We start from the raw sequence: 22,809 nt of genomic DNA, 5'->3' as shown, positions 1-22,809 counted from the left end.
AGGTCTGTATGTCTGCGTCACCCGCCCGAATCACTGATGCCAGTCTCGAGTTCCAGTCGCTGATCGATGTGCTGGACGACGCCTACTGGGAGGCTTCGACGCTCGAGAGCAAGGATATCATCTACGACATCCTTACCGTGTTCCATCGCGAACTGAACGAACTCAACAAACTGAGTATTCAGGATCACCACTACCCCTATGAGATGATCACCGACGTGATTCGTCAGGTCAGCCCGAAGTTGCATCGCCTGCTGGCCAATGTGTCAAAGCTGGTCGAGCGCACCAATACACAGGTGCGCCTGAACCGGACACTCCGAAACACAATTGCCATCGTGGACCAGCAGAGCGGTAGCTGGGGTCAGTAGCGCCCTGAGTCTCCCGTCTCGTCAGTCGTCACAGGCTGAGTTGATGCGCTTGAGCACCAGGCCAAGCGGCAGGAGATGATGGCTCACCAGATTCAGCCCCGTCGTCATGAGCGAAACCGAAATATCCCGCTGCGGATCTGCCCAGCAGAACTTGTTGATTAGGCCGATATGACCGAAAGCCTGTCTCGAGTATGGTCCAAACAGCCCGACGGGATCGGCGCCAAGCATGAGACCAGCGCTATATCGCATTGGAATGAGCATTGTCCGATCGATACTACAGGTACCAACTTCCTCCGTAAGCCGCTGCACAGAGCGCTCCGACAGAATACGCTTGCCATTCCAGGTGCCGCCCTGCAGCAGCATCTGGAAAAAGCGTGATGTTTCTTCCGCCGTTGAGTAAATGTTACCGGCGGGCACGATGGCGTTGTGCCAGGCTTCACCGTTCGAGATCCTGGCAGCCTCCGAGAAACTCGCGCCCAGCGCTCGCTTGACCACTATGGACAGGGGAAATGGCGTAGCCGGCCCGGCTGCCACATTGTCAGCGCCTCTATCTCTAAATTTCTCAGCGAGACCATACTGGAAATACTTCATCCCGAGCGGCTGCCGGAGATGCTTGTCGAGATAGTTCTGAATCGTGTCACCGGTCACCTTTTCGAGAACCTTGGCGAGCACGAAGCCGCCGGTTATCGCGTGATAAGCCAGCTTGCCACCATCTACCGCAATTGGTTTGGCCTCGCAGAGCAGCCGCCACACACGCTCATCATCGTACAGGGTCTCGACCGGCTCATGGGCCGGCAAGCCTGGTATCCCGCCACGGTGCGACAGGATCTGGTGAATGGTGATATCGCCCTTGCCGCGCGCCGCGAATTCTGGTCGATAGAAACTGACGGGGTCGCTCAAGCTGATCTCGCCATCTTCCACTAATTTGTGGATGAGCGCCGCCGTAATCGCCTTACTGGCGGAGAAGATGCAGATAGGCGTGTCGAGACTGATCCGAGTGCCTGCTCTTTCGGCGCGCTCGTTGCTGCCTAACTCTGGCAGTTGGGCATGGCCGATCGCCCGATGCATCAGCAACTGGCCCTGCTTCCGAATACACAGTGTCACTGCCGGCTGCGTTCCGCTCTGGTACAGCGTTTCGACTGCCTGCCAGATGCCTTCGATTTCAGCCCTGCTGACCCCTACTGACTCGGGATCGATCTCACCGGGATCGATGTCGGTCAGGTGATCGAGTGCACCAGCCTCGACAGGGGTCTGCAACAGATTGAGCTGTCGCTTGAGGAAGCTGTTGGAATTACGCGCCAGTCCCTGGCTGACGCTGGAATAAAACTGTAAGGGATCAGTAATAGAAGGCATCGAAGATATATCGGTCCATGAGGAGAGCCACGAAAAGCAGCATCAGGTAGGTGATGGAAAATCGGAATGTGAGTATGGCGGCACGCGGCTTACTGTCGCGCAGCAACCATACGGCCCATTGGATGAAACGTCCGCCCAGTACCAGCGCGCAGACCCAGTAGAACCACCCGCTCATGCCGGTGATGAAGGGCAGCATGGAGATAGCAAGCAGAATGAAGGTGTAGAGCAGGATGTGGAGCCGTGTATAGGCGTCGCCATGAGTGACCGGAAGCATGGGAATTTCAGCCTGCGCATACTCGGCCTTTCGATGGACGGCGAGCGCCCAGAAATGCGGCGGTGTCCAGGCGAAGATGATGAGCACCAATAGCAGTGCGTGCCCGGAGACTTCGCCGGTCACCGCCGTCCAGCCCAGAAGTGGTGGCGCAGCACCAGCAAGGCCTCCAAGCACGATGTTCTGTGGCGTGGCGCGCTTCAGGAACATGGTATAGACCACGGCATAGCCTATCAGTGAAGCGAAGGTCAGCCATGCGGTGATACTGTTGACGAAGCCCATCAGGATGGCAAAGCCGAGGCCGCTGATGACAGCCGCGAAGGTCATGGCACGATTGACCGGAATCTTGCCCTGCGCGACAGGACGCATGCGTGTACGCGCCATGATGGAATCGATGCGATGGTCTACGACGTGATTGATGACGGCAGCACCACCAGCCATCAGCGCAATACCAAGGTTGCCCAGAATCATTGCGGACCAGGGAAAGGTCTCGAAAGGTGCCAGCAGGACGCCAACCACGGATGTCAGCAGCATGAGGGCGACTACACGCGGTTTACAGAGCTCGAGATAGTCTTTCCAGACGGCACGCGCAGGCGTCGCCGGGGTATTGACTGGCCCCTGTAGCGTCTCGTCAATGCGTTCTGAGCTGGCGTGAACTGTCATGTCGCTGATATCCCGGTTTGGTGTGGCATCTTGTCGTTATTATGGTGCTGCGGCGCTAAGCGGAGCATGACAGTCTGGACGTAGGCAATGGATGCCAGACCAACAAGCAGCAGCGCCGCTACGGCATTATGAAGCACCGCACTCCAAAGTGGAACGAACGCGAGCACATTGGTGAGGCCCAGCGCCACCTGAATGGCCAGCAAAGCGCTGACAACGAGTGCCAGTCGCTGCAGCATCGGCTGCCCGCTTCTGTAGGTGCTCACGATGAGCCACAGCAACACCAGGGTTGTCACGATGGCCCCAACGCGATGACTGAAATGGATGGCGACGCGGGCCTCGCTGTCCATGACCCCACCAAGATAGTTCGGGCCGACGTGCTGGGTAAGATCAAAACCCCGGCTGAAATCCATGGCCGGCCAGTAGCTGCCATGGCAGGTGGGCAGATCAACGCAGGCCAGTGCAGCATAATTCGCACTCATCCACCCGCCCAGCGCGATTTGCAGCACCAGCACGACGATCGCCGTCGAAACCAGCGGTCGTAGGCTCCGTGCCTTGGCCACCTGCCCATGCGTAGCCGGCACTGTGGGCACCCACAGACGCCATGACATCAGCGCCAGTAATGTCAGTGTGGCGAAGCCGCCCAAGAGATGAGCTGTCACGACCTGAGGCCAGAGCTTCAGCGTAACAGTCCACATGCCGAACAGCCCTTGCAGAATCACCATGGCCAGCAGTGCCAGCGCATGCAGGGAAACGTTGGGAACGCCATCATAAAGCCCCGGCCGCTGTTGTCTGAGCGCCAGCCCGGCCATGATCAGTATGAACAGACCGAGTGTAGCGGCGATGTAGCGATGGATCATTTCGGGCCATCCCTTGTGCGCTTCTACGGGTGACTCAGGGAACAGGGCCTCTGCGCGCGCCACATCCTCCGGTGCTTCCGGCACACCGAGCATGCCATAGCAGCCCGGCCAGTCCGGACAGCCCAGGCCAGCGTCGACGAGCCGTGTATAGGCGCCCTTCATGATCACCAGCATGGCGAAGCACAGGGCGAATACACTGAGGTAGCGAAGGACTTTAGAATGTCTGGGCGAGGTCATCGAACTGCTCATGCTGGAGGCGGAAAACTTTCTAAACTAGCCGATCTTGGAGACCTTCAGCAATCGCTTGAGATCTTCAAGGATGGCCTTGCCGTCGGTCGCTTTGGGATAGTGCATGATAAAGTTGCCGTTCGGGTCCGCCAACACAAAATCGCCTGGCTGGGCGCTGATGCCTGCATTATCGAGCCAGGCCTGTATGGCAGCCTCGGCCTCGGACCCGATGCTGACCAACTGGAGGTCAGCGTAACGGTCTACCACTGAATTGCTGCTTTCGGGTGTGCCACCTTGCTGTAGCCAACCGTAGCCGATGCGATTCTGGTCCTTGCCTACAGCAACAGTCACCTGGCGGGCGAGATACAGAGAGGCCTCATCACGCTCGAGGGCCTCATCTGGCTGCGAGCGTGTATCCCCAACAACACTGAGCAGCCACTTCGGCTTGTCGTCTGCCTGTTTCATGGTCTCTCGTTGCCAGATCTCCGTCAGCTCAGGCACGGTCTCGGCCTGCAAAGGCGGTAGTACAAGCGTTCCGTTGTTGGTCGAGGTGTCGGGGACGCCGAAGTTGCCGAAATACATGAACGCTGCCAGGAAGACCGGCGCTATAGCGATACCGAAGAGGGCGAGCAGTTTCAATTGCCCGAGCCGGCGATTTGGTTCGTGCTGCGGGAGCCCCTGCGTGGCGTCTGAGTTCGTGGGGGGCGTTTGACGGCTATTGGTCATGGTTCTGTTCCAGATTCCGTGTTGTGAGTTCATCATCGATGCGGCGAATTTGCCACACTGTCAGCGCAAACAGGGCAAAGGCCATGGCAAACCATTGCAGGGCATAGCCCGTGTGCTTTTCGGCCGACATGACATTCGGTGTCCAGAAAGGCTGCAAGGCACCTGGCGAGGACGGCGCCATGCGCAGGACCCACGGCAACACGACCGGTGATACCGTGGGCAAGGTCGCGACGTCTTCAAAACCTTCGAGCAAGGTCGGTGGATCAACCATCATCTGTACGCGTCTCGGCCATTGCGCACGGCGTGCATCCGCCTCGGTATTTTCCATGATCAGTGGTGCAGCCTGCAGAATATCTGCCTGACCGGTGATTTCGACCACGCCCTCAGGAACCGCCAGAAGCTCTGAAGAAGGCAGCTTCGAGCGGTCGGCATTGCCCGCTATCCAGCCTCGTTCAACCAATAGACAGTTCTCGCCTCCCGGCTCACAAAAGGGGGTGAAAACCCTGTAGCCAAACCGGCCATTGTAAATCTGGTTGTCGTAGAGCACCTGGCTCGCAGGCATGAATCGCCCCCGAACCCGCAGCCTCACAAAGCTCTCAGGACGATCTTCCGAGGCCCAGTCGTAGGCCTGTGGCGCGGCCTCTGTAGCAGCATTCATCCGCGCCATCAGTGCGGCTTTCTCATCACTACGTTCAAGCTGCCAGACGCCGAGATAAAGAAACAGCGGTGTAAAGCAGGCAGTGAACACCAGAATCTTCCAGTGTCGGCGTAGCCTGGCGGTAAGGGACATCATTCTATCCGAGTCAGGTCCTGTTGGCAGAGCTTTTCGCTTGCCGGAGTCGTCAACATAAAAGGGTGGTGACCGCGTGGCAATTCGACCACACTGGCCATAAAAAAGGTGGTCTGATACATGAAACTGTTTTTGGGTGCATTGGTAATAGCAGCAATCATCAGCCTGTTCAGCGGGCTGGTATTTCTCATCAAGGATGCTGGCGAGGGCGACCGCCTCATCAAGGCGCTCTGGTATCGCCTCGGCTTTTCAATAGCGGTGCTGGTGCTGATCGTCGTGCTGGTTTCCACCGGTCATCTGACCCTGAATGCCCAGCCTTGAGTAGCACATCGCCCGCGCTGGCGGGCGATGTGCCGGATGGTCAGATAACGTAGACGAAGAAGAACAGACAAAGCCATACGACGTCGACAAAGTGCCAGTACCACGACGCCGCCTCGAAACCGAAATGCTGCTTCGCCGAAAAATGGCCCCGCATGTATCGAATCAGAATAACCAGCAAAATGAGGGCGCCCAGCGTAACGTGCAGACCGTGAAAACCGGTGAGCAGGAAGAAGGTGGTGCCATAAATGCCTGATTCCATCGTCAGGTTCAGTTCACTGTAGGCGATGTCGTATTCGTGGATCTGGTAGCCCATGAAGATGGCGCCCAGGATGATGGTCGCCGCGGTCCAGATGATCACCTGCCCGCGCTTGTCTTTCTTGATGGCGTGGTGGGCAATCGTGAGTGTGACGCTTGAGATGAGCAGCAGCACAGTGTTGAGCAGCGGGATGTGCCATGGGTCGATGGTCTCGGTTGGCCCCGGAAACAGCTCTGGATTAGGATTGCTCATCAGTGGCCAGGCGGCCTGAAACTCCGGCCAGAGCAAGGTATTCATCGCACCGTCGCCGGCACCGCCAAGCCATGGAACCGCCAGCCAGCGGGCGTAGAAGAGTGCGCCAAAGAAGGCACTGAAGAACATCACCTCACTGAAGATGAACCAGGCCATGCCCCAACGAAAGCTGCGGTCCATCTGCTGGCTGTAAAGCCCGGACATGCTTTCCTTCGCCACTGCGCCGAACCAGCCGAAGAACATGAAGACCATGATCGCTGCGCCGACGCTGAAGATGATCCAGGACGTCTGCGTATCAGCATTGCCAGTCTGATCCACGAGCACGGAACCCAGACCGTACATCAGCAGAAACAGTCCTACAGTGGCGATAATCGGCCACTTGCTCTGCTCCGGCACATAATAGGATTCGTAATTGGTGCTCATGCGTGAGTGACTCCCTGATTTCGTCGATAGACGATTGCTGTGATTGTTGTTGCGTCTACTATGTGGTTGTTAGCCATCGCTCTAGCGGCTGGCATGATCCTGAACCTCGAACATCGTGTACGACAGGGTCAGGGTCTTGATGTCTTCCGGCAAATCCCTGTCGATGAAAAATCGTAGGCCCATCAAGGTATCAGCGCCTGCTTCGAGTTCCTGCCGCTGAAAGCAGAAGCATTCGGTCTTATGAAAGTAGTCTGCGCCCTTCGAGGGCGCCACACTCGGGATGGCTTGGGCGACTATGAAGCGATCTGTCGGATTGCGCGCAAAGAAATCCACCTGCACCGGCTCACCCACGACGACATCCATCTGCTTGTTTTCCGGTGGATTGAAGATCCACGGCATGTTGGCGTTGTTACTCGTCGTAAACTGCACCCTGACTATCCGGCGCGACTCGCCTTCGCCTGGTTCCGCACTGGAAATCTCACCCTCATAACGGCCATTGGTCTTGCCATTGATGCCAGTGATATCACAGAACAGGTCATAGAGCGGCACGAGCGCAAAGCCAAAGCCGAACATCGCGACCACGACGAACAGCAACTTGCGAACCGTAGCCGCGTGTGAGCGCGTCGGGGTGCCGTTGTCTGGCTGTTCGCTATGCTCGCTCACGTCCGCTACCTCAGTTGATCTTCGGTGGTGTCGCAAAGGTGTGGTAAGGCGCTGGTGACGGGATGGTCCACTCGAGGCCTTCTGCACCTTCCCAGACGGAAGCTGTAGCACGCTTGCCGCCCTTGACGCACTTCAGGACGATAAACAGGAACAGCAGCTGTGTGGTGCCGAATAGGAAGGCACCGACACTCGCGACCATATTGAAGTCGGCGAACTGCAGCGCGTAGTCAGGAATCCGTCGTGGCATGCCCGCAAGACCTACGAAGTGCATTGGGAAGAAGGTCAGGTTGACGCCGATGAACGAGAGCCAGAAGTGCAACTTGCCCAAGGTCTCGTCGTACATGAAGCCAGTCCACTTTGGCAGCCAGTAATACGCAGCCGCGAAGATACTGAAAATGGCACCTGGCACCAGTACGTAGTGGAAGTGCGCAACTACGAAATAGGTATCGTGATACTGGAAGTCAGCCGGCGCCATGGCCAGCATGAGTCCGGAGAAGCCACCGATGGTGAACAGGATGACGAAGGCCACCGAGAACAGCATCGGGGTCTCGAAGGTGAGCGAGCCCTTGAACATGGTACTCACCCAGTTGAAGACCTTCACACCTGTCGGCACAGCGATCAGCATCGTGGCGTACATGAAGAACAGCTCGCCTGCCAGCGGCATACCCACTGTAAACATGTGGTGAGCCCATACCAGGAAGCTCAGTACCGCGATGGATGCCGTGGCATAAACCATTGAAGCATAGCCGAAGAGGGGCTTGCGACTGAAGGTCGGAATGATCTGCGAGACGATACCGAAAGCCGGCAGGATCATGATATAGACCTCGGGGTGACCGAAGAACCAGAACACGTGCTGGAACAGTACGGGGTCACCACCGCCCTCAGGCTTGAAGAAGCTGGTGCCGAAGTGGATATCGGTCAGCATCATGGTGACGACGCCAGCCAATACCGGCATTACCGCAATCAGCAGGAAAGCCGTAATGAGCCAGGACCAGACGAACATCGGCATCTTCATCATGGTCATGCCAGGGGCACGCATGTTGAGGATGGTCGCGATCACGTTGATGGCACCCATGATCGAGGAAATACCCATCATGTGCACGGCGAAGATGAAGAAGGTCACGCTGGGCGGTGCGTAGGTCGTCGACAGCGGTGCGTAGAAGGTCCAGCCGAAATTGGGGCCGCCGCCTTCCATGAACAGGGTAGAAACCATCAGGCTGAAAGCGAACGGAAGAATCCAGAAGCTCCAGTTGTTCATGCGTGGCAGCGCCATGTCCGGCGCACCAACCATCATCGGTATCAGCCAGTTGGCCAGACCGACAAAAGCCGGCATGACCGCGCCAAATACCATGATGAGGCCATGCATGGTCGTCATCTGGTTGAAGAATTCAGGGGCTACGATCTGCAGGCCGGGCTCGAACAGCTCCGCGCGGATGACCAGCGCCATGCACCCGCCAAGCAGGAACATGGTGAAACTGAACCACAGGTACATCGAACCGATGTCCTTGTGGTTGGTCGTATACAGCCAGCGCGTGAATCCCTTTGCAGGGCCGTGATGATGATCATCGTGGTGATGGGAATCTATTACCGCACTCATGTCCTGTCTCCTGAGCCTGTTGCAGACCAACCGGCCGCTTATTTAAGTCCGCTGACGTCTTTTGGTTCGAGCATATCGCCGAGGTCGTTACCCCAGGCATTTCGTTCGTAGGTGACTACCGCAGCGATATCGACATCGCTCAGCTGACCACCGAAAGCCGGCATCGAAGTACCCGGGCTGCCCTTGATCACGATTTCCGCGTGGCCTTCGATGGCACCCATGACCAGATCGCTACCGACCAGAGATGGGAATGTGGGCGGCAAGCCCTGCCCATTGGCCTGATGACAACCGGCACAGTTTTTCGCATACACCGCTTCACCGCGCTCTACCAGCTCAGCAAGTGTCCACTCCTTGCTCTGCAGCTCGAACTCTTCCTTTGCCTTTTCCTGTTTGGCCAGAACCCACTCGTCATACTCTGCCTGCTCTACGGCCTTGACGACGACCGGCATGAAGCCGTGGTCCTTGCCACAGAGTTCGGTGCACTGACCGCGGTAGATACCGGGCGTGTCGATGCGGGTCCATGATTCATTGATGTAGCCCGGAATTGCGTCGCGCTTGACGGCAATGTCCGGCACCCACCAGGAGTGAATGACATCGGCAGCCGTGACCAGGAAACGAATTTTCTTGCCAATGGGCACAACGACTGGCTCATCCACGTCGAGCAGGTAGTGCTCACCTTTCTCAGCACGGTTGTAGAGTTCATCCTGATGCGTTTCCATCACACTGAAGTAGCCGAAGTCTTCCTTCAGGTAGTCGTAGCGCCATTTCCACTGATAGCCGGTGACCTTGATATCGATCTCGGAATCGTTGGTGTCGTACATTTCGATGAGGGTGCCGGTGGCGGGAATCGCCATGCCGATAAGGATGATGAAGGGAATTGCAGTCCAGATGATTTCGACGGTGGTGCTTTCGTGGAACTTGCTGGCCTTCGCGCCCCTGCTCTTGCGGTAGGCAAACATCGACCAGAACATGACGCCGAAGACGACGACGCCAATGGCGATGCAGACCCAGAGAATGAGCATGTGCAGGTCGTAGACCTTGTGGCTGATGTCAGTGACGCCCTTGGTCATATTGAGCTCCCAGGCGGCACTGGCGACCAGGGGAACCATACTCAGCACTGCCGTAGCGATGGCAAGCGAGAGCCGACGGGGTCGTCGGAGGTGTGAGAGGACAGTCATGCAAGCTCCACAGTCTATAGCTGAATCCTGGAAAACCGGACGCAGGTATCTGGCGTCGATACACGACTGCGGATAGAGAACAAAATAAAGAGCATGAGCTAGCCACGTGAACCCGCACCATGAACTCACGGGATCATCGAAGCAGACGGCGCTGCGCGATCTATTATTGTTCTTCCAACTCCGCATAGCCGACAGTATCGACAGCGACCGCTCATCGCAAGGCAGTCCGCCCAATCATCTCTTTGCAAGACAATCGCTTAGGGGACAACTATACAACTACTGGCACTGACCAAATAGCTACGGGGTTATTTGCGGCCAGTATAAGCATATTCTGAAGCGGGCAGCAATTACCTTTTTCCTGGGCTTGAGTCTACACTCAAAAGTGCACATGCTTGAGTCTCAGAAACAGTTCAATTCCTGTTCGGACCCTGTCATGGCTCACATGAGGTAAGGAACACGGGATGACGCTCGATGTTGTAGACGAGATCATCAATTCCGGCGTACGGAGAGATTTCGAAGCCAGCGGTCTGCAGCTCTGGATCGGTCGGCGACTTGGCCAGCTTCCGGGCCGAATCTCCATCGCCGACACGGATGCGGGCGCAGCGCTTGGGGCCTTCGTGCGCCTGTACATCTCGCTGGTGCCGGCGGTTCTTCAGTGCATCAGTCGCGATGCAGAACCAGACAGTCTTCTCAGCGCCATCTGCGATCAGTGCGTTCGCTACTTCACTGAATTACCAGAAGCCGTGACCGGACAATCCGGTGTCAGCGGGCTGCTCATCAAGGCCTACCGATGCCACCGACTAGTCGAGGAGTTCCGCGACACCTACCCAGACCTCGGGCGCAGTGACGCCTTTCATTTCGTGAACGATGAAGCCAACCTGCTGGTCCACCAGCTTGTCGGCGAACCCTTCGCCAATGAAGTCGATCTGGCTTGTGAGAACGATCTCGATCAGCTCATCAACCAGGTGTGTGGGCCCGGCGGCTTCGACAGTCGTGCCTTCGCGCAGTCGCTCGCTGATGCAGCAGACCCTACGCCATCCGCCCCTTGTTCCGAAGCAGACGATCGTTGTGAATGCCTGTGCAGACGACGCCATTCCGGCGGCTGCTTTCGTCTGAGGGAGAACAATCTGGCGACGCTGCTGACCGCCCACAAGATTGCGCTCAGTCTGGGCTACGAACCCGGCTTCGGGTCACGCTTCGGAAGTTTGTAGAACTTGATAGGCTGCTCCTTCACGGCAGCCTTTGCCGAATCAGCCTGCTGTTTTCGAGCCTCCATTCGGTTCGCCGGGAGGTCTGGCGCTGGCGGATCGTTCAGCGCCTCATTAAAGCCACAGGCCACACAGTCGCGCACCTGCTTGCCCTGCTCATTGGTCCAGGCGCGTATCTTGTCCATCGCAGCACAGCGCGGGCAGACAGCACCAGCAATGAATCGCTTGATCATGCTATTGCAGCCCTGACTGCTTCAGTAGTGCCTCGACACTGGGCTCGCGACCTCGAAAGCGCTTGAACAGCGTCAGCGCTTCTTCGCTACCACCTTTCGACAGGATGTTCTCGAGGAAGCCTTGTCCTGTCTCGGCGTCGAAAATACCTTTCTCAGTGAACAGATCGAAGGCATCAGCAGCCAGAACTTCGGCCCATTTGTAGCTGTAGTAGCCTGCCGCATAGCCACCAGCAAACACATGCGAGAAGCTGTGCTGGAAACGGTTGTAGGCCGGCACTTTCACCACGGCGACCTTCGACCGCACCTCATCGAGCAGCTTCTGGACGTCGAAGCCTGTCTCATAGTCCTGATGCAGACGGAAATCGAACAGCGAAAACTCGATCTGCCTGACCATCATCATACCGCTGTTGAAATGCTTGGCCGCCAACATCTTGTCCAGCAGGTCGACCGGCAGAGGCTCACCAGTTTCGTAATGACCTGAAATCAGCTCGAGCGCTTCCGGCTCCCAGCACCAGTTCTCCATGAACTGACTCGGCAGCTCCACCGCATCCCACGCGACGCCATTGATTCCTGAGACATCGTAGCAGTCGATCTGTGTGAGCATATGATGCAAGGCATGACCGAATTCGTGAAAGAGTGTGGTGACTTCATCGTGCGTGAGCAGTGAGGGCTGATTATCGGTGGCCGGCGTGAAGTTACTGGTCATGAAGGCGACTGGCAGCTGCAGGCGCACACCATCATGGTCGTGGCGCTCATACCGCACCGCATAGTCGGCCATCCAGGCACCCCCGCGCTTCTGCTGGCGCGCGAACAGATCCATGTAGACCGCTGCAATGACTTCGCCGTCGCGCTTCACCCGATAGAAGGTGACGTCTTCGTGATAGCAGTCATCCGCTTCAGCTTGCTCGAACTGCACGCCGAACAGCTTGCTCACGACGCTGAACATGCCCTTGATCACACGCTCGGCGGGAAAATAGGGACGCAAGGCCTCCTGGCTGAGGTCATAGCGCGACTTTCGCAGCTTCTCCGAATAGTAGCCGACGTCCCAGGCCTGGAGTCCCTGCGCCTGAGTGATTCGTTCGCCGTCGGTTTCACGGGCGAAGGCCTGCAATTCGTCGAATTCACGTCGAGCGAAGGGCCTGGCTTTTTCGGCAAGCTCTTCGAGAAAGCTGGTCACGGTTTGCGGATCTTCGGCCATCTTGGTGGCAAGGCTGTATTCAGCATAGGTATCGAAACCGAGCAGCCGGGCCATCTCCTGGCGCAGACTGAGGATCTCATGCATGGTTTCGGTATTATCGAACTGCCCTGCGTGCGGACCCTGGTCAGACGCGCGTGTACTGAAGGCGACGTACATTTCCTCGCGCAGTTCACGGGTGTCGCAATAGGTCATGATCGCGTGATAGCAGGGAAACTCGAGTGACAACAGGTACTCCGCTTCGCAGTCGTCGGCCTTGCTCGCAGCTGAACGAAGCATGTCGAGCGCTGACTCAGGTAAGCCTGACAGCAAGGTCTTGTCGTCTACTGGCTTCTTCCAGGCCTGCGTCGCATCGAGCACGTTATCGCTGAATTTGGACGTGAGCTGCGCCAGGCGTCGTGAAATTTCGCCATAGCGCTTCTGGACATCCGCTTCGAGAGAAACACCACTGAGCCTGAAGCTGCGCAGCGCGTCTTCGAGGGCCTTGCGCTTGGCTTGCGGCAGCTGTTCAAATTCGGCGGATTCAGCCAGCGCCTGATAGGCCTGATAGAGCCCCTTGTTCTGGCCCAGCTCGGTGTAATACTCGCTTAACAGTTCGACCGCAGCATTGTAGGCTTCACGCAGACGCTCGCTATTGCGCACCGCGTTAAGATGACTGACGGGCGCCCAGAACTGGTTGAGACGATTCGCGAGCTCGTCCATAGGCTGCACGATGTCGTCCCAGCTGCTACGACCGGAATTGATGACACGTGTGATTTCAGCCCGGCACTCGTCCAGCAGTGCCTTGAGCTCATCCACAAGGGTGCTCGCGTCCACTTTAGAGAAGCTTGGTAGATCAAGAATTGGCTGATAGGCTGTCATCATTTCTCCAGACGGATATTGGATAGTCAGTATGAATCTACGTGGATTTCAGGGCAAGCACCCACTAATCGGGGCCGAAAGCTTCATCGATCCCACCGCTGTAGTCATTGGGGATGTCGTACTCGGACAGGACTGCTCGGTGTGGCCGGGCACGATCATCCGCGGCGACATGCACAGCATTCGCATCGGCGACCGTTGCAGCATACAGGATGGCAGTGTGCTGCATATCACTCATGCTGGCCCCTTCACCCGTGACGGCCATCCACTCATCATCGGCAACGATGTCACCGTTGGACACCGGGCGGTGCTGCATGGCTGCACACTGGGCGACGAGATCCTGGTCGGCATGGGCGCCATTATCATGGATGGTGCAGTGGTGCCTTCACGCGTGGTTATTGGCGCGAACACGCTAGTGCCACCCGGCAAGATTCTCGAGAGTGACAGCCTGTATGTCGGATCGCCGGCCAAGCGGGTGCGCGCACTCTCTGCAAGCGAGACAGAATACTTCAAGTATACGGCCGCCAACTACGTGCGCCTGAAGGACCAGTATCTCGCGGAGACACCCAGCTTTGGTTGATTCACACTCCCGGCACTCACCCGCCACGCCAGCCTGGCTCACACCGCTCGCCTGGCTGATTCTCGGCTTTGCCGTGCTCGGCGGCATCTGGAGCCGTTTTGTCGGCCTGGGCGTGTGGAACCTGAGCCTGGACGAATACTACTTCATGAGCTCTGTGCAGTTCATCCTGGACAAGGGCGTCCCTGAGTTTCCCTGCGGCGGCTATTACGTCCGCGGGCTGCTGCAGCAGTACATCACCGCCCCACTGCTCTACCTTACAGGTGATCCCGAACTGGCTGGTCGTTTGCCAACAGCTGTGGCCAACCTACTCACGGCGCCTGTCATCTACGTGATTGCCCGATATGTCGTGTCCAAGCCGGTCGCACTTCTGGCGGCAGCGTTGTTCCTGCTATCGCTGTGGGAAATCGAGTTCGCCCGCTTTGCGCGGATGTATGCCTTCTTCCAGCTCGTATTTGCGCTGCAGGTACTGTGGCTGTTGCAATGGCGTGCGGGTCATGCAGAAGCGTTCTGGCGCCTGCCAGCCACAGCCCTTCTTGCGGTGCTTGTACACGAGGGTGCGATATTCGTATTGATGCTGTGCTTCGTACCGCTCGTGCTGTCTCCCACTGAAGCCCGTCATCTGCCGCGCACGCCCAGGTGGTATTGGCCGAGCGTTGGTGTGGCGACTATTGTTACGCTCGCCTTTCAGCTGGTCGATATGCGGAGCCTCGGCGCACCCGTGCGCACGCCGGCAGACTATGTCAAGCCGCCGTCAGACAGCCGCATTGATCTGCCGGATCTTCAGTTCGAGCTGGTGCTGAATGGTCTTGGCTCCCCGCTTACCATCTTGGCGCTCGCGTTGATCGGTGCCGGTGTTGTCATGCTGGTCTGGCGCCTGGTCAAGGATCACCGCACCGCACTTATCGACTGGCGTGGCACTACAGTGATCGCTGTTGCAATCGGGCTCTGCCTGCTACACCTCTTCGTACTGGCCGCCATGCTCGTGTTTCTGTTCATGCTGCTAGACTATTTCAGGGCGATCAGGCTGCCGTCTCTCCTGGCCTATGCGACAGGCGTGGCAGCCATCGCCCTCGGCTGGCTGCTGATTTTACGTAGCCCGGTGCCGCTGGCGAACTATCCATCCTTCTACTGGGGCTTCGTCAATACCTATCTGGCTGCCGTGCCGGCGGAGACGCTGTGGATCGTCGCGGGTATTGCCGTGGTGTCGCTGATCGGCCTGCTCTTCCAGATTGGCAGTACCCGCGCAGGTACGACAGCGGATACTTCCGAGAAAAACTCTCTGAAGTTGCTGCTGCTGGTATTTCTCGGCTGTCTCACGGTGTTCTGTCTGCTCAACACCCGCTTCACGTTCACGCGCTACAGCTTTCACCTGTATCCCTTGATGCTGCTGTTCATCGTCGTGGCGGTGGACTGGCTGGCGCGGCGAGTCAGCACGTTGGCAAACGCCCGGTCATCGACAGTGCATGGCGCCTTGCTGCTGCTCGGCCTCGGCGGCTACGCGCTGAGTTCAGAACACTACGGCTGGCGCCACCTGCTTTTCGTCGACCATGCAGAGTACAGCCTTCGATCAGCTTACCCCCTGTATACCGAGTTTCATTACTATCAGCGGGATGATTTCGAAACCGTGGGTCAGAAGGTTGGTGAACTGGCAGCACCCGAAGACGTCATCATATCCAGCTCACCGGCTGCTGATTACTACATTCCAAATATCAGCTACATCTTCCACACCCAGGACGACGTGCGCTACCGCGAGACGATCAGCTGTCGCGGCACTGAACACCTCTGGACCGGCATCCCGATGCTGTCCGACTACGATGAAGTCAGAGCACTGATCGATGCCGGTACCAGGGTCTGGTTCGTGACAGGCGAAAACTCGAATGGGCGCAAAGACCCTGTTGACGGGGTCATCAGCACCTGGCCAGAGGCCAGACTGGTGTATGAAAGTATCGATGGCTCAGACCGCCTTTACGAAATCAGCACAAACCGTTGATGTCGATTTGCCGGCCGGCGCCCTCGCCGGCTTGTGAACATTTGTGATATGTGCTGATTGAGACTGGCGAGACCGTGACTATACACTGTACACTTTCGCCCCTATTTAAATTCTAATCACTTAGAAGGACGTCGGCAGCATGGGTACTTTCTCTCGGTTTGTTGTGGCACTGGTGCTGCTCGTCGTCATCCTTGGTGGGATTTTTGGCTACAAGTTCTACCAGATCGGCCAGATGCAGGCGCAGTTCTCGAAGCCTCAGCCGCTGACGGTAGTTGATGCTACCGAAGTCGGCACAGTCACCTGGCAACCGGCTATCAAATCCGTTGGTAGTACTCGCGCCATCAACGGCATAGAGGTTGCCAATGAATTGCCCGGTGTTGTGGAAAAGCTCATGTTCGAATCCGGGCAGCGGGTCAAGGCGGGTGATGAACTGATCCGCCTGGACAGTGCCATTGACGAGGCTTCACTGACCACCCGACGGGCTGAAGCCAATCTTGCGCAGAAGGAATACAGGCGGAATGCCGATCTGATTTCGAAGCGTGCAGTCTCGCAATCTGCCGTCGATGAGGCCCAGGCTGCCATGGAAACTGCGAAGGCCAGGGTTCAGGAGGCTGAAGCACAGCTTGGCAAAAAGGTTCTCAAGGCGCCATTCGACGGCGTGCTCGGTCTGCGACTGGTCGATCTCGGTGAATACCTGCCCGCAGGAACACCGGTGGTCGAAATCAATATGCTCGATCCGATCCTGGTGCAGTACACGCTATCCGAGCGCGAATTGGCCAACGTCGACATTGGTGACCCGGTTGAAGTCACCGTCGCGGCGATGCCTGGCGAGACCTTCAGTGGAACAGTCAGTGCCATCAACAGCTCGGTCACCGCGGAGAGCAGAACAGTACAGCTGCGGGCCGAGATCCCCAATACCGATCAGCGCCTGAAGCCAGGCATGTTTGCGACCATACAGACGCTGGCAGAAGACGAGCGTGCTGTAGTGGCGATACCCAATACCGCCATCGCTTTCAACACCTACGGCAACTTTGCCTACGTACTGGCGGAGGATGACAAGGGCCAGCTGGTCACTGAACGCCGCACCATCAAGACTGGTAACATGCGTGATGGCATGACCGAGGTGACCGAAGGCCTCAAGGTTGGCGAACGCGTCGTGTCCACCGGCCTGCTGCGCTTACGGGCCGGGCAGCCGGTGCAGATCAAGCAGGCCCAGCCTGAGGCCGAGACCGCCAACGCTGGAGCACAATAGTCATGCGCTTCACTGACATATTCATACACCGGCCGGTCTTGTCGACCGTCGTCAGCCTGCTCATTCTCCTCATTGGCGCCCGCGCTATCATGGAGATGGAAATTCGGGAGTATCCCGAACTCGAAAGCACGAAGGTCACGGTTACCACCGCCTATCCCGGTGCAGGCAGCGAACTCATCCAGGGCTTCATCACCCAGCCACTACAGCAGGCCATCGCCGAAGCGAAGGGCATCGACTTCCTGAGTTCATCGAGTACGCAGGGTGTGTCGACCATCGAGGCGCAGATGGAACTAAATTACGACGCCAACGCTGCGCTTGCCGAAATCCAGTCGAAGGTTGCGAGCCAGCGGAACGTGCTGCCGGCCGAGGCACAGGATCCTGTCATCAGCTCGACGACTGGCGACGGTCGGGCACTGATGTACATCGCGTTTTTCAGCGATGTAATGGAAGTGCCTCAGATTACTGACTACCTCGCTCGTGAGGTTCAGCCACGTCTCCAGGCTCTGGCTGGCGTGGGCAAGGCCGAGCTGCTGGGGCGCCGGTTTGCGCTGCGCGTCTGGCTCGATCCCCAGAAACTGACTGCAGTAGATCTCACCTCGACCGAGGTTACGCAGGCCCTGCTTCGAAACAACTATGTTTCAGCGGTCGGCCAGACCAAGGCCGAGTTCATCAAGGTCAACCTCACCAGCAACACTGACGTGGCGGACACCTCACAGTTCGAAAACCTTGTGATCAAGAGCACGGATGATGCAATTGTCCGGCTGAGGGATATCGCCAGAGTCGAGCTAGGGTCGCAGACCTACGAGAACATCGCACTCTACAAGGGCAAGCCTTCGACCTATGTCGCCATCAACCTGGCGCCTGGTGCCAATCCGCTGGATGTAGCAGCCCTGGTCAAGGACCTGCTGCCAGATATCGAGTCACAGTTGCCTCAGGGTCTGTTGGTCGAGCTGCCGTACGATGCCTCGGAATTCATCGATGATTCGATCAATGAGGTTATCAAGACGCTGCTTGAAGCGGTCGGTATCGTTCTGGTCATCGTCTTCCTCTGCCTTGGATCGCTGCGGGCGGCAATCATTCCTTCGGTAGCGGTGCCGCTCTCGCTGATTGGTGGCGCCTTCATCATGCTGGTGCTCGGCTTCTCGCTCAACCTGTTGACGCTGCTGTCGCTGGTGCTCGCCATCGGTCTGGTCGTGGATGATGCCATCATCATCGTGGAGAACGTGCATCGCCACATCGTCGAAGGCAAGCCCCGCAAGGAGGCCGCGCTGGCCGGCGCCCGTGAGATGGCCAGTCCGGTTATCGCAATGACGATCACGCTGGTAGCTGTGTATGCACCTATCGGGTTTCTTGGGGGCCTGGTCGGCTCCCTGTTCACCGAGTTTGCCTTCACGCTGGCTGGTGCCGTCGTCATATCCGGCGTCATCGCGCTGACGCTATCGCCGATGCTTGCCAGCAAGGTGCTCAAGCCCCATGGCGAGTCTTCTCGTTTCGAAAACGCCGTCGAGCATATGTTCGATAAACTGGCCTCCGCTTACAAGCGCTCGCTGTCAGCCGTCATCAAGGTGCTGTCGCCAGTCATCATGTTTGCAATCGTCATCCTGGTCTCGATCTATTTCATGGTGATGTTCAGCCAGAACGAACTGGCGCCGGCCGAAGACCGCGGGATCGTGCTTTTCCAGGGAAAAGGACCTCAGACGGCTACGCTGGAGTACCTGCAGAAATACGGCGCCGAAATGCAGACAGCGTTCGAGCAGGTGCCGGGCTATGATGAGACCTTCATGCTCGTGGGTGTGACCAGTCCTGATGCGGTATTCGGTGGATTCAAGATGAAGCCGTGGAGCGAACGGGATGTTTCACAGTTCGAGATCATGCCTCAGCTGCAGGGTTCCGTCGCGCAGATAACCGGTCTGAGTTCTGCCGTGTTCCCGATTCCGTCCCTGCCTGGCGCCAGCGGAGGCCTGCCCTTCCAGTTCGTAATCACCACTGGCAGCGACTTCCAACAGCTCGATCAGGTGGCTGACGAAATGGTGGGGGCCGCCATGCAGAGCGGCAAGTTCATGTTCGTGCAGAAGTCGATCAATATTGATAAGCCGGTGGTGAAGGTAAAGGTCGATCGCGACCGCGTGGCAGACCTTGGTCTCTCCATGCAGGACATTGGGCAGGCCATGGGCAGTATGCTTGGTGGCGGCTATATCAACCGCTTCAATATGGAAGGGCGCTCGTACGAGGTCATTCCGCAGGTTGAGCGCTATGCCCGCATGCAGGAGGAAGCACTGAATGAATTCTACGTTCGGGCCGATTCGGGTGATCTCGTGCCACTCGGCGCAGTGGTCAGCTTCGAGCAGGGCGTGGAACCTTCAGCGAGAACACAGTTCAACCAGCTGAACTCGATCACGATCGAGGGCATTCCAGCGCCGCCGGTGCCTATGGGCGATGCCGTCAACTTCATGAAGACGAAGGCTGCAGAGGTCTTCCCGCAGGGCTTCAGCTATGACTTCAAGGGCGAGTCGCGTCAGTTCGAAAGTTCCGGCAGCGCCCTGATGGTAACCTTCTTCCTGTCGCTGCTGGTTATCTATCTGGTACTGGCCGCGCAGTTTGAGAGCTGGCGCGATCCGATCATCATTCTGGTCTCGGTGCCGATGTCGATTGCTGGTGCGATGGCCTTCATCATGCTGGGCTTTGCCTCGATGAACATCTACACCCAGGTGGGGCTGATCACGCTTATCGGTGTGGTCGCGAAAAACGGCATCCTCATCGTGGAGTTTGCCAATACCCTGCAACGCAGAGGCATGGAGAAGCGTGAGGCGGTCATAGAAGCCGCAGCCATTCGCTTGCGTCCCATCATCATGACCTCACTGGCGCTGATTTTCGCCATGGTGCCGCTGCTGATTGCCGCTGGCCCCGGCGCGGCCTCGCGCTTCGCTATCGGGCTGACCATAGCAACTGGCCTGGGCATTGGCACGTTCTTTACCGTTTTCGTCCTGCCGGCCTTCTACATACTGCTAGCCAAGAAGCTTGAGCCGATTGATGCGGCAGAGGAGACGATGGTAATAGGCGGCGAGAATGGCGCTGGGGATAACGGCGTGGGCAGCCCGGTGAGGGATCACTGACAGGTGGGGCGCCTGGGAGTCAGGCAAGCGGAGCACCGATAACTCGGGCTCCGCGCATTCGTTCAGATCATGATCATGTGATTGTCGTAGTGCCTGCTGCCAGTGCTGGCCACGAGCTCTGCGGCTGATCCGTTCGCAGGCAGCAACCAGAGTTCGCCGAAACCAGTGCTGACCAGGAACTGACCTGGCTGTGACGCCGGCGCGCAAGCGCCACAAGCATCCTTGATAGCATGTACGACGGGTGCGGAAGTCGGGCTGTCCAACGACCACAGCGCTACACAGTTCCCCCGCGGTGCCGAGGTCAGCAGTGTGTTGCTGGCCCGCTCATACGCAACCGAGCCGATGTAGCCCGACGCTTGTGGTATGGCGGACAGCATCCGTACAGCCGCATCCGGTCCGGGTCTGATAGTGGCGAGTCCTACGAGAAGATCAGAAAACTCGCTGCTACCCAGCTCATCCTGATCCTGACAGCCGAAGCAGACAGTCGCACTGTCGACTGCAGCCAGATGACGGATCGACAAACTGCTGGCCGATGATGGCAATCGATGCACACCCAGAACCCGGCTACTGATCCTGGCGTCGGCGTTAATTTCCAGGAAAGCCAGCGAACTGTCGATCTCACCTTCGTTCAGGACCATTCGCGGGTAATCCGGATCTGTTTCCAGGCCGCCGTTGGCAACGCAAACCAGATCACCCTTGGCGCTGGCCGAACCTGAAGACGGCAGCAGCACAATCTCATGAGGACCGACACCGCCACTATCGAGCTCGCCGATTCTGGAAAAGCTGGCAGTGTCGTAGATGCCTATTACGCCTCTGCCGCGGACAACATCGTTTTCTGTGGTGTACAGACGGGCGCCGTCTGCAGAGAAGACTCCGTGCCCCATACCGTGACGATCATCAGGCGTCGAGAGTTGCTGGCTCAACACGTATTCGCCCGCGCCATTCATGCGATAAATCTGCATCCAGCGTTCAGGCCGCCTGGCGAAACTGACAATCGTCGAGCGGTCGCCGTTCACCGCGATGCCATGGCCACGTCCAGGAAGTGGCGCACTCTGCCGGCCAGCAACGTTCAGTCGATAGCTGGGAGGATTCGAACCGGCGTCCATGAAAGCCGATGCCAGGCCAGTCGGCTGAGCCGCCACAGCAGATGCCGGACTTGCTGAAGCCTTCTGATGTAGCAACAGCGAAGGCGCGCAGGCCAGTGTCAGTGCCGAGGCCGACATGTTGCGCACAAAATTACGGCGGGGCAGGTTGTTTGAATTGTTCATCAGTCTCCGTCCATCGAGTTGAAGCCGCGGGACAAGCCCAGAGCCGGGTACAGCGTAGTCATCATATCGCTGCCGGTCTGAGCCAGCATGCCACTAGCATAGTCGACCACACCGATCGCATCGTTAAGCGCCGCTGCCGAAATGGGCTTTCCTTCCAGATCATCCAGAGATTCGACAGCTTTTCCAGCCTGTGCCAGCTGGAAGCGCACTGATGCAAGATAGCCGGCATCGCTGCTCTGCAGCAAGTTTTCAATCTGTGCACTCTCCAGCAAAGCGGCAAGGCCTTCGAGCTCGTCTCCGATGCTCGCCATTGCGAGATGAGAACGGCTGAACGGGACCTTCCGTGTCAGTTCGAGTACCCCGGGGGTGGCCGTATCGGCAGGTTTCGCCAGATGGGCGCGCATGGACTGTGCAACGGCTTTCAACTTCATCTCGCCAGCAATCTGGAGGCCGCCGCGAACGACCTCCATCCACTGCGCAAAAGTGACGGCTTCGATTGCCTCGGCGCCTTCTGACATTCGTTCTGCAAGCGTTTTACTGTTGGCTGCCATGTTTTCGGCGAGCGTTTCCAGATAGTCGCAGTGGAAGTTGGCGCTTGCCGTGCTGGCGCTGCCTGACGCTGGCTGGATCATATCCTTCAGAACCGCCTCGTATGCCGGCAGACCCTGAAGCGCGACACTCTGCTGCCGCAGTGTGTTCGGCGCGGTCAGTGCCTCGGGCTGAGAGATGAGTGCCTGCTGTATCTGGCGCTCACCGCTACCACGCTTGTCGGGCCAGAACTGCATGCGCTGGCCGGCATGGTCCTCGCGATAAGGGCCGATACGAATGAAACTGACACGAGACCAGGCAAGGGCCAAGGTCTCGAACGCGCTGAGCATGGCCTGACGCGCATCAGCTGCTGACTCGCCCTTACCAACGGCTGCGGAACAGTGCTTGTCGGTGGCTTCGTCCAGCGCTGCTGCGCTCTGCTTTACCTGACCATAAGCGCTGGCGAGATACGACTGCATCGCCACGGGTGTCGCCTGTTGGGCGATGCTGTGTGGGGCTGCAGCGTTCAGCACCATGGGCCAGAGCAGCATCAGGCCAGCGAGCCTGCGATGGTGCCGCCTTTCAGCAAGCCGTGAGGTGTATTGAGCCATGGCATCGACCTTGAAAAATGAATGAACGCG

The 22,809-nt window shown here is 57.8% G+C and carries 20 protein-coding genes; 7 read left to right on the top strand and 13 right to left on the bottom strand.

The features are described from left to right. Nucleotides 1-8: 8 nt before the first annotated feature. The gene (locus ACH3PB_RS17020; RefSeq protein ID WP_416396636.1) at nt 9-365 is read left to right on the top strand and encodes a hypothetical protein; all 357 of its coding nucleotides are present in this window, start codon (nt 9-11) and stop codon (nt 363-365) included. Between the two features lie 21 nt (nt 366-386). Here the strand turns inward: ACH3PB_RS17020 and ACH3PB_RS17015 are convergent, their stop codons facing one another. Genes ACH3PB_RS17015 through ACH3PB_RS16995 form a run of 5 tightly spaced genes read right to left on the bottom strand, consistent with a single transcriptional unit; the run spans nt 387 to nt 5,256 of the window. Next, entirely contained in the window at nt 387-1,718 is a 1,332-nt protein-coding gene (locus ACH3PB_RS17015) for a serine hydrolase domain-containing protein (protein WP_416396635.1), read from the bottom strand. Beyond that, on the bottom strand, nt 1,702-2,652 hold the full coding sequence (cyoE, locus tag ACH3PB_RS17010) for a heme o synthase (RefSeq protein WP_416396634.1): 951 nt from the start codon (nt 2,650-2,652) through the stop codon (nt 1,702-1,704). The genes ACH3PB_RS17015 and cyoE overlap by 17 nt, the downstream gene beginning before the upstream one ends. Continuing rightward, nucleotides 2,649-3,746, bottom strand: a complete 1,098-nt coding sequence (locus ACH3PB_RS17005) for a COX15/CtaA family protein (protein WP_416396633.1) — start codon at nt 3,744-3,746, stop codon at nt 2,649-2,651. The genes cyoE and ACH3PB_RS17005 overlap by 4 nt, the downstream gene beginning before the upstream one ends. Before the next feature lie 36 nt (nt 3,747-3,782). Further along, a complete protein-coding gene (locus ACH3PB_RS17000; protein WP_416396632.1) occupies nt 3,783-4,463 on the bottom strand; it encodes a hypothetical protein in 681 nt (226 codons plus the stop codon). Continuing rightward, nucleotides 4,453-5,256 carry an SURF1 family protein gene (locus ACH3PB_RS16995; protein WP_416396631.1) on the bottom strand — a complete coding sequence of 268 codons (804 nt, stop codon included), beginning with the start codon at nt 5,254-5,256 and terminating at the stop codon, nt 4,453-4,455. The genes ACH3PB_RS17000 and ACH3PB_RS16995 overlap by 11 nt, the downstream gene beginning before the upstream one ends. A 117-nt stretch (nt 5,257-5,373) precedes the next feature. Here ACH3PB_RS16995 and ACH3PB_RS16990 point away from each other — a divergent pair, with 117 nt between their 5' ends. Beyond that, nucleotides 5,374-5,574, top strand: a complete 201-nt coding sequence (locus ACH3PB_RS16990) for a DUF2909 domain-containing protein (protein ID WP_416396630.1) — start codon at nt 5,374-5,376, stop codon at nt 5,572-5,574. A gap of 40 nt (nt 5,575-5,614) precedes the next feature. Here ACH3PB_RS16990 and ACH3PB_RS16985 read toward each other — a convergent pair whose 3' ends face one another. From ACH3PB_RS16985 to coxB, 4 genes are all read right to left on the bottom strand, one after another. Beyond that, entirely contained in the window at nt 5,615-6,505 is an 891-nt protein-coding gene (locus ACH3PB_RS16985) for a cytochrome c oxidase subunit 3 (protein ID WP_416396629.1), read from the bottom strand. A gap of 81 nt (nt 6,506-6,586) precedes the next feature. Then, complete coding sequence (locus tag ACH3PB_RS16980) at nt 6,587-7,168, bottom strand: cytochrome c oxidase assembly protein (RefSeq protein WP_416396628.1); 582 nt, start codon at nt 7,166-7,168, stop codon at nt 6,587-6,589. Between the two features lie 10 nt (nt 7,169-7,178). After that, nucleotides 7,179-8,765: a cytochrome c oxidase subunit I gene (gene ctaD / locus ACH3PB_RS16975; protein WP_416396627.1), complete on the bottom strand. Its 1,587-nt coding sequence runs from the start codon at nt 8,763-8,765 to the stop codon at nt 7,179-7,181. Nucleotides 8,766-8,803: 38 nt separating this feature from the next. Further along, complete coding sequence (gene coxB / locus ACH3PB_RS16970; protein ID WP_416396626.1) at nt 8,804-9,943, bottom strand: cytochrome c oxidase subunit II; 1,140 nt, start codon at nt 9,941-9,943, stop codon at nt 8,804-8,806. 461 nt (nt 9,944-10,404) lie between these two features. Between coxB and ACH3PB_RS16965 the strand changes: the two genes are divergently transcribed. Further along, on the top strand, nt 10,405-11,154 hold the full coding sequence (locus ACH3PB_RS16965; protein ID WP_416396625.1) for a hypothetical protein: 750 nt from the start codon (nt 10,405-10,407) through the stop codon (nt 11,152-11,154). Here ACH3PB_RS16965 and ACH3PB_RS16960 read toward each other — a convergent pair. Then, nucleotides 11,115-11,384, bottom strand: a complete 270-nt coding sequence (locus tag ACH3PB_RS16960) for a YheV family putative zinc ribbon protein (RefSeq protein WP_416396624.1) — start codon at nt 11,382-11,384, stop codon at nt 11,115-11,117. The two genes, ACH3PB_RS16965 and ACH3PB_RS16960, sit on opposite strands and share 40 nt — an antisense overlap. A 1-nt stretch (nt 11,385) precedes the next feature. Then, entirely contained in the window at nt 11,386-13,443 is a 2,058-nt protein-coding gene (locus tag ACH3PB_RS16955; RefSeq protein WP_416396623.1) for a M3 family metallopeptidase, read from the bottom strand. A 28-nt stretch (nt 13,444-13,471) separates the two neighbouring features. Between ACH3PB_RS16955 and ACH3PB_RS16950 the strand changes: the two genes are divergently transcribed. The 4 genes from ACH3PB_RS16950 to ACH3PB_RS16935 all read left to right on the top strand — a co-directional run bounded on the left by ACH3PB_RS16950 (nt 13,472) and on the right by ACH3PB_RS16935 (nt 20,372). Next, a complete protein-coding gene (locus tag ACH3PB_RS16950) occupies nt 13,472-14,017 on the top strand; it encodes a gamma carbonic anhydrase family protein (RefSeq protein WP_416396622.1) in 546 nt (181 codons plus the stop codon). Beyond that, nucleotides 14,010-16,007 (top strand): hypothetical protein, encoded by a 1,998-nt coding sequence (locus ACH3PB_RS16945; RefSeq protein ID WP_416396621.1) that lies wholly within the window; start codon nt 14,010-14,012, stop codon nt 16,005-16,007. Before ACH3PB_RS16950 ends, ACH3PB_RS16945 begins: the two co-directional genes overlap by 8 nt. A 139-nt stretch (nt 16,008-16,146) precedes the next feature. Further along, nucleotides 16,147-17,259 carry an efflux RND transporter periplasmic adaptor subunit gene (locus ACH3PB_RS16940; RefSeq protein ID WP_416396620.1) on the top strand — a complete coding sequence of 371 codons (1,113 nt, stop codon included), beginning with the start codon at nt 16,147-16,149 and terminating at the stop codon, nt 17,257-17,259. Nucleotides 17,260-17,261: 2 nt separating this feature from the next. Continuing rightward, the gene (locus ACH3PB_RS16935; protein WP_416396619.1) at nt 17,262-20,372 is read left to right on the top strand and encodes an efflux RND transporter permease subunit; all 3,111 of its coding nucleotides are present in this window, start codon (nt 17,262-17,264) and stop codon (nt 20,370-20,372) included. A gap of 62 nt (nt 20,373-20,434) precedes the next feature. Here ACH3PB_RS16935 and ACH3PB_RS16930 read toward each other — a convergent pair whose 3' ends face one another. Both ACH3PB_RS16930 and ACH3PB_RS16925 read right to left on the bottom strand, forming a co-directional pair. Continuing rightward, the gene (locus ACH3PB_RS16930) at nt 20,435-21,640 is read right to left on the bottom strand and encodes a DUF1513 domain-containing protein (protein WP_416396618.1); all 1,206 of its coding nucleotides are present in this window, start codon (nt 21,638-21,640) and stop codon (nt 20,435-20,437) included. Continuing rightward, entirely contained in the window at nt 21,640-22,779 is a 1,140-nt protein-coding gene (locus ACH3PB_RS16925) for an imelysin family protein (RefSeq protein WP_416396617.1), read from the bottom strand. Before ACH3PB_RS16925 ends, ACH3PB_RS16930 begins: the two co-directional genes overlap by 1 nt. Between the last annotated feature and the right edge of the window lie 30 nt (nt 22,780-22,809).

It is taken from the genome of Allohahella sp. A8 (genome assembly GCF_047946665.1).
In the GTDB taxonomy this organism is placed as follows: Bacteria; Pseudomonadota; Gammaproteobacteria; order Pseudomonadales; family Oleiphilaceae; genus Allohahella.
The sequence above is the reverse complement of the archived record's forward strand: the minus strand, read 5'-3'. Positions and strand labels throughout refer to the sequence as shown.